This is a genomic window from Clostridium sp. (assembly GCF_021443865.1).
Taxonomy (GTDB): Bacteria; Bacillota; Clostridia; order Clostridiales; family Clostridiaceae; genus Clostridium.
The window spans coordinates 1-7,849 of the sequence record NZ_JABUTB010000054.1 but is presented as its reverse complement, the minus strand read 5'-3'; the positions used below and the strand labels follow the sequence as shown (position 1 = coordinate 7,849).

7 protein-coding genes are annotated in these 7,849 nt (G+C 29.4%); all 7 read right to left on the bottom strand.

Annotated features, from left to right (window positions below; all coding sequences use genetic code 11):
• Positions 1-2,075: bifunctional glutamate--cysteine ligase GshA/glutathione synthetase GshB (gene gshAB / locus HUJ77_RS10370; RefSeq protein ID WP_291708512.1), on the bottom strand; the 2,075-nt coding region annotated here is incomplete at its 3' end.
• Complete coding sequence (locus HUJ77_RS10365) at positions 2,050-3,387, bottom strand: MATE family efflux transporter (protein WP_291708511.1); 1,338 nt, start codon at positions 3,385-3,387, stop codon at positions 2,050-2,052. The genes gshAB and HUJ77_RS10365, both read right to left, overlap by 26 nt.
• Before the next feature lie 19 nt (positions 3,388-3,406).
• Positions 3,407-3,730 carry a metalloregulator ArsR/SmtB family transcription factor gene (locus HUJ77_RS10360; RefSeq protein WP_291708510.1) on the bottom strand — a complete coding sequence of 108 codons (324 nt, stop codon included), beginning with the start codon at positions 3,728-3,730 and terminating at the stop codon, positions 3,407-3,409.
• A 607-nt stretch (positions 3,731-4,337) separates the two neighbouring features.
• On the bottom strand, positions 4,338-4,706 hold the full coding sequence (locus tag HUJ77_RS10355; protein ID WP_291708509.1) for a DUF956 family protein: 369 nt from the start codon (positions 4,704-4,706) through the stop codon (positions 4,338-4,340).
• 67 nt (positions 4,707-4,773) lie between these two features.
• The gene (locus HUJ77_RS10350; RefSeq protein WP_291708508.1) at positions 4,774-5,691 is read right to left on the bottom strand and encodes a PTS system mannose/fructose/sorbose family transporter subunit IID; all 918 of its coding nucleotides are present in this window, start codon (positions 5,689-5,691) and stop codon (positions 4,774-4,776) included.
• Positions 5,692-5,714: 23 nt separating this feature from the next.
• On the bottom strand, positions 5,715-6,527 hold the full coding sequence (locus tag HUJ77_RS10345) for a PTS mannose/fructose/sorbose transporter subunit IIC (protein ID WP_291708507.1): 813 nt from the start codon (positions 6,525-6,527) through the stop codon (positions 5,715-5,717).
• An 18-nt stretch (positions 6,528-6,545) separates the two neighbouring features.
• Positions 6,546-7,529 (bottom strand): mannose/fructose/sorbose PTS transporter subunit IIA, encoded by a 984-nt coding sequence (locus tag HUJ77_RS10340; RefSeq protein WP_291708506.1) that lies wholly within the window; start codon positions 7,527-7,529, stop codon positions 6,546-6,548.
• Between the last annotated feature and the right edge of the window lie 320 nt (positions 7,530-7,849).

The window sequence follows — 7,849 nt, the reverse complement described above, 5'->3', positions numbered from 1 at the left end:
GTATAATCTATACTATCTCCACCTGTACTTACATTAGAATTTTCTCTTAAATATACAACCTCGTCTTTTACTGGTATATAATCAAAATTCTTTCCTAAATGCTTTAAGAATAATTTTACATTATCATCTAAGTTTATTTTTTCTAGAGGTGTTTTATATCCTCTTCCCCTAAGTGAGCTTTTATTTTTTTCTTCAACTAATTCTCTAATGTTACTTTTCCCATCACCTATAACATTAGCTGGAACTCTATGAAGAATCCCTGGCACTTCATCACCAATTACTAAGAATCTATATTCCTTACCCTTAACAAATTCTTCAACTAACACAGTATTATCATGTTCAAAAGCTAATTTAAATGCTTCCTCTATATCCTCTAATTTTGGTCCTTCTTTAAATATAGAAATACCTAATCCAAAGTTAGTTGATTTTGGTTTTACTACAATAGCTTTATTTACATATTTGTGTACTTTTCTTATAGCTTCCTCTAAGCTAAAGAATTCATCTCCCTTAGGTGCATTTATGTTATTTTTATCTAATATTTTTTTAGTTACTACTTTATTTTCCATCATTAGAACTGTTACATAGTTATCCTTTGATGTTTTAGTAGCTTGTTTTACATATTCTATATGATTATCCTTCTCTAAAGAAATAAAGTTATCTGCCCTATCAATAACATCAACCTTGATTCCTCTTTTCATAGCTTCCTTCATCAATATTTGAGTTGAAAGTTCTAAATCTTCAAAGCCTTCTAATTTAAATCTATTTTTATACGCATCTTCTTTATATCCTTTTGCTAATCTTAAATGACTTTCTAAAAATCCTTCTTCTTTAACCATTTCGGATATTCTATAAGCATAGGTTAATTTAGGATTCATAATTTTTTCTATCATAGAATTAATTATATCTTCCTTACCTAAAGATAACTTATCGTTCATTACCTTCAATTCATTTAATATATCTAAAGCCCAATCTTTCTTAGTTATTGTTTCTCCATCTCTATATAAAACTACATCCATTTGTCCATACATAGAAATTATATTTTGGTTATTTTGAGCTTCTTCTTGCCATTCTCCAAATGAACTTTCATCTTTTATAAGGAAATAAATAGTTAGTAAGTTAATAAAATTTAAGTCCTCAAGAGAAATTCCAGCTTTACTAAAAGGATTTATATCTATGCTTCTCATTTCCACATAACTAATTCCATCTTCTAAAAGTGACTCTAGAAATCTATCATTATTATTAGCTTTTAATCTAATTTGAGTATAAAGTTCTTTATGATTATCTATTAATTTATCATCAATAAACTTATATACGCTTTCAACATAATCTTTCACTGAATTATAATTTGGATATAAATCTACGGGATTTTTATAACCACATTCACTATTTCTATAAGATACAGCTCCTCTATTACTAAAACCATCTTTAGATATCTTATCTAATTCAATTACGCATTTTTCCCCAAAGGTTTCATGCATAGTTGTAGTTCCACCTAAAAGATATATTAATAACCACCTATATCTTAAGTAATTTCTAACAACCTTTAGATAAATAGAATCTCTATAATCTCTATAAGATTCACCATTTCCTATTTTTTCATATAAATCTTTTATTAATTCTTCGTTAAAAGAAAAATTATAATGGATTCCAGAAATTAATTGTTTCTTTCCTCCGTATTTCTTTAATAATTTCTTTCTATAATCACTTGCAACTTCACCGCTTTTACATTTACCATAATCAGCTATTGGAATTAAATTATCTTCTGGAATACTACAGGGCATTGATTGTGGCCATAGATATTCATCCTTTAATTCTAAAACAGTAATATCATAAAGAGAATTAACAAAACTATGTAACTCTTCTAAAGTATTTAATATTGGAGTTATAAGCTCTATCTGACTTTCTGAAAAATCTGTAGTTATATATGGATGTGAAATTTTACACTCAAAGACCTCTGGGTGCTTAGTTAAAGCTAATTTACCTTCTCCATCTACTCTTAATGTTTCACGTTCTAATCCAAAGTTCCCTTTTAATAATTCTTCTCTATAATTAAGTGACTGAATCACATCTAACATTTTTATACACCTTCCATATTTTAAATTTATATATTAAATAAGCTACTATTCCCTTTAAAATGCTGGAAATCGAAATCCCTATCCATATTCCATTAACATCATAAAATTTTGTTAATATAAGGGCTAATGGTATTCTAAGAATAGTAAATATTATACTAATAAGCGCTGGTATTTTAGGGACTCCAAAGCCTGTAAAAACACCATTGGATATCATCTCAATAGTAGCAAAAATTTGAGAATATCCAATTATTCTTAAATAATTACTTGCAATAAATATAGTATTATCTTCTCTAATAAATAACCTTACTAACATTTCTGGAGTAAATATAAATAGTAAACTTACACCTAAAGCATATATAATTCCTATACCTATTGCTGTATTATATCCCTTATTTATTCTATCATATTTCTTTGCTCCAAAATTTTGACCTACAAATCCTGCAATAGCACCATTTAGTCCACCTACTACCATATAAACCACTGACTCTATTTGCAATCCTATTTTTTGTGCTGCAATAGCATCTGCTCCAAAACTTCCTATTATTCTAGCCAATAATATATTTACAACTGTAAATAAAACTCTTTGAAATGACATTGGAAGTCCTAAAACTGTTATTTCTTTTAGCTTAATATAATTCCATCCATTTTTAAAGTCAAATTTATATAAGTTTAGTGATTTTTTAACAAAAAATATAAACATTACTGCATTTGCTATTAAAGTACCAAGTGCAGCTCCAGTAACTCCAAGATTTAGTCCATATATCATAATTGGATCTAAAATCAAATTAATTACTACACCTATAGCACTTATATGTAATGCTGATTTATTTATTCCAAAACTATTAAGTATCCTGATAAATAAAGTATTAAAGAAAGAAAAAAACAATATTGGTGCATTAATAGCTAAATAAATATATGCATCTCTTTCAACTATAGAGTTCCTTATATTTAAAAAATCTATGAAATTCTTTCCTAAAAATATTAATACTAAAGAATATAGTCCACCGATAATAGCATTTAGTATTACTCCCGCAGATATATATTCATCCACAGCCTTATAATCTTTTCTTCCAATGGAATGAGCAACCTTTATTCCTGTTCCAATTGCTACAAAGGCATTAATTGAGTAGCCAAGCCCCACAAAAAAGCTAGATGACCCTATACTTGCTACTGCATTACTACCTAAGCCTCCAACCCATAACATATCAACTAGATTATAGGTAAATTGTAATAATGAGCTTCCCATTATAGGCAATGCTAAAGTAACTAGAACCTTTAGAACATTCCCCTTCGTTAAATCAACTTTATCCATTTTATTCTCACTTTCAATGTTAATCGCATTTATCTATACAATTTGAACTACATATACACTTTTTATTACTAGTTAAAACACCGTTTATAAATCTCATAAGCTTATCACATAATTCTGTGTCTAAACTATAATATATCCATGTACCTTCTTTTCTACACTTTACTATTCCAGAATCCATTAAAACCTTCATATGGTGAGATAGTGTAGGCTGAGTAAAATGAAAACTTTCTAATATTAGACAAGCACATTTCTCCCCAGAAGACAGCATATCTACTATCTTTAATCTATTTATTTCACCTAATGCCTTAAGTATTTTTATGTTATCGTCGTAATTCTTATTCATTATAGCCTCCTTGTATAGATATTTATCTATATACAAATTATTCATAGATAACCATCTATATATAACCATATTTAAATATAGATGATTATCTATATTTAGTCAATAAATATATTTCTTATTTACTTATTTTAGGTTGTATTCCATAATATATATACGGTACTGAAAGAATTAACGAATTAAAAAAGAAAGATTGAAGGTTTAAACTCCTTGGAAATTTATAAAAATATATGTAGGAGAATATTTATGGTTAGTTTGTTAAAAACTATTTCTCTTATATCTTTAATATTAGCATTAATTATATTTATTATTACAATTATTCCATCAAAAAGAATGAAGAAGAAATTAGATAAAATGAGAATCCTAATGATATCACTCCAGAGCCTATTAGGAGAAAATCTCTTGTATTAATTATACTAATGCTAATTGGAACATTTTTAGGCATAATATCAAATTTAATAAATATGTTTTTATATCATTAATAATAAGAAATTTTAATCCTGAAGATTAATATATAAACTCCAAGTATAGTAATTACACTTGGAGTTTATATTATTTATTGGATTTTATTCCCATAAATAATGTATTTAATAATATTTATTCTATATTCTTACGCAAATATTGATTTTATTCCTCTTTTTATAACTTGCATAAATGAAATGGAACGAACTAATTTATCTGATTCTATATATTTATTAACTGCGCGTAATGTCTCTTTATTATCTCTTGTAGAAAAGGAAAAATGTCCATTTTCCTTAGTAAAGATTGCAAAACGACTAATCCACTTTCCCCTAAATAAAACAGAAGCAGCAATATAATCAACTTCTTCCCAAGGAATTTGTATATAATCTTCTACATTTCTATCATTATAAAACTCAAATGCCTTATCGCCAATCATAACTTTTCCATAACTTGCTACACCTAAATAAGATGTTGATGAAATTGTTAAGTCAACCTTTGTATTTAATGATTGTGCCATTTTTATCCTCCATAAAATAAAATTAATAAAGGCTCGACTAAGCCGAGCCTTTATATGATATATTCTATTACATTAATCCAATAACTCTTGCAATAATACCTACAACGAATAAAGCAATAATTATCACTATAGGTGATATTTTTTTCTTTAATAACCAACCGCATAATAATGTTAATAATACAGCTGCTAATCCAGGAATTAATGAATCTAAGTTTTGTTGTAAAGTTGTTACTTTTTCAATATTTAAACCATTAACTCCTAAAGCACTATATTGTGTTAAAGCTTCTTTAATTCCTTCTGCTCCAGAAGATAAACTTTCCCAATCAATATAAGCTCCTTCAGATTGTGTAACTCTAGATACTATAGGTGCAAAACTAATACTTACCCAACGTTGTACTAAAGCTCCAATGATAAACATACCAAGAATAGAAGCTCCTTGTGTAATTTGTCCTAATAAACCACCTGATAAGTCCTTTGTAATAGTTGTTCCAACTTTATAACCAAATTCTTGAGTATACCAAATAAATGCAAAACGCATAACATTCCATAATATAAAGAATAATAAAGGTCCTGCTATACTTCCTGATAATGCTAGTGAAGCCCCTAAAGCTCCTAATATAGGACGAATAGTAAACCAGAATACTGGGTCACCAACACCAGCTAATGGTCCCATCATACCTACTTTAACCCCTTGTATTGCAGCATCTTCAACAGGTGCTCCATTTGCACGTTCTTCTTCAAGTGCTAGTGTAACCCCCATAACTGGTGCAGATACATATGGATGTGTATTATAGAATTCTAAGTGACGCTTTAAAGCAGCGATTTGTTGATCTTTCTCAGGATATAATTTCTTGATAGCTGGGATAATTGAATAACACCATCCACCATTTTGCATACGTTCATAGTTCCAAGAACCTTGAAGGAACTGATGACGCCAAGCTACTGAAAAACGATCATTTTGGGATAATTGAACTTTATTTGACATTTTTCTAATCCTCCTTCAAGATTTTAGTAATCATTTAAGATATCCCCTAGAGGGTCACCAGAACCAGATCCGCCATTAGCAGAACCTCCAGATGATTTTAATCCTAAATAAACTAATGCTAAACTAATTCCGATAACACCTAATGAAATAAGTGTTAATTGGCTAATTGCTGCTAAGCAGAAACCAATTGCAAAGAAAGGCCAAACTTCCTTTGTAGCCATCATGTTAATTACCATTGCATAACCTACGGCAGCAACCATTCCACCACCTACAGCCATACCACCTGATAACCAAGCTGGCATTGCATTTAATGTATTTGTAACTATTTCTGGAGGTACAATACATAATGCAAGAGCAGGAATAGCTATACGTACACCTTGTAAGCATATAGCTAATATGTGCCACATTTCAACTCCTCTGATATTTCCTTTTTCCGCTTCAGAATCCATAAAGTGAACCATAGGAATTGCTATTGTACGACAAATCATAGTTAAGAATAAACCTGCTACTGAAAGAGGAATTGCAATTGCAATTGAAGTGTTTATTGCATTAGAAACACTTGTATTTCCTCCCTTTAAACCAAGAACCATTATAATTGCAGATGCTACTGAAGCAAGTGCAGCATCTGGTGCAACTGCTGCACCAACGTTAGCCCATCCAAGAGCTATCATTTGAAGTGATCCACCTAAAATAATACCTTCTGTTAAGTGTCCACTTACTAAACCGATTAATGTACATGCTACTAGAGGTTGATGGAATTGGAATTCATCTAAAATCCCTTCCATACCTGCTATGAAAGCAACTAAAACAATTAATAGGATAGTAACTACTGACATATTAATTTCCTCCCATTTTTATGCTAATTCTTTTTTTGCTTTTTTCAAAATTTCAGCGAAATTTTCTGGAGAATCATTAGGTACTTTACGTACATCAATTTCTACTCCTAAAGCTAATAATTTTTCGAATGTCTCAACATCTTCTTTTCCCATAGAAATAGCTTTTGTTAAAGCCACCTTTCCTAGTGTATGAGCCATTGAGCCTAAATTCAATTTCTTAATTTCTACTCCACCTTCAATAGCTCTTAATGCATCTTGAGGCGTTTCAAATAATAACATTGCCTTTGTATTACCAAAACGTGTATCTTTATCAACTTTACACATTTTATCTATTGGAACAACATTAGCCTTTACCCCTGGAGGTGCAGCTTGTTCAATCATACTCTTTCTTAAGTCATCATGAGCAACTGAATCTGATACAGCAATAATACGGTTTGGTTGAACAGCTTTTGTCCATGCTGTTGCAACTTGACCATGTAATAAACGTGTATCAATACGTGCTAAAACATATTTAATTTTTCCATCTCCTATAACTGTTCCTTCTGGAATACTTCCCTGATGTGTATTTTCTGCTACAACAGGTGCTTTTTCCTCTTTTGGTTCTAAAGATTCTGGTTTTATTTTTATTCCTTCTTTAGAACTTCCAGAAATATGAGCTGCAATTTCATGTGCAGTTTCCATAGTGAAACGAGAAGCAAAGGCTTCAATTAACATAGGTAAATTTAAACCTGTTACAATTGCCCATTTATCTTCATGACCATTAAGCAATGCACTTGCTTGGTTAAAAGGTGTTCCACCCCATAGGTCAACTAAAAATAGTACTTCTTCTTGATTATCAAAAGAAGCAATGGCTTCCTCCATTTTTGCTTTTATATTTTCTGGTCCATCACTTGGCATTAATGTGCAAGCTTTTACATTTTCTTGCTCACCTAAAATCATTTGACCTGATTGGAAAATACCACTAGCAAATTCACCATGACTAGCTATGACAATTCCTACCATTTCTTTTCCCCCTCTTTAAGTCTAAGTTTAATCTTCCCTTTAATTAATGCGCATTATTATTAGAATATATCTAGTTTTATTATCTGAAACCCTTTAATATATTCATTTTAAGAGTTAAACTATTAAAATTATAACTTATGTTTTTTTTGGATGTCAATCCAATTTATAGTTTTTTTATACATAAATTATCTTTTTTTTAAATATTTATTTAATTAAAATAATCCTAAATAAAAACTTATTTAATTTATTTTTCTAACATTCCAGATTTTTAAATATAAAGAATTTAAATTAATATTTGTATTTTTAAATTTTTATAAATG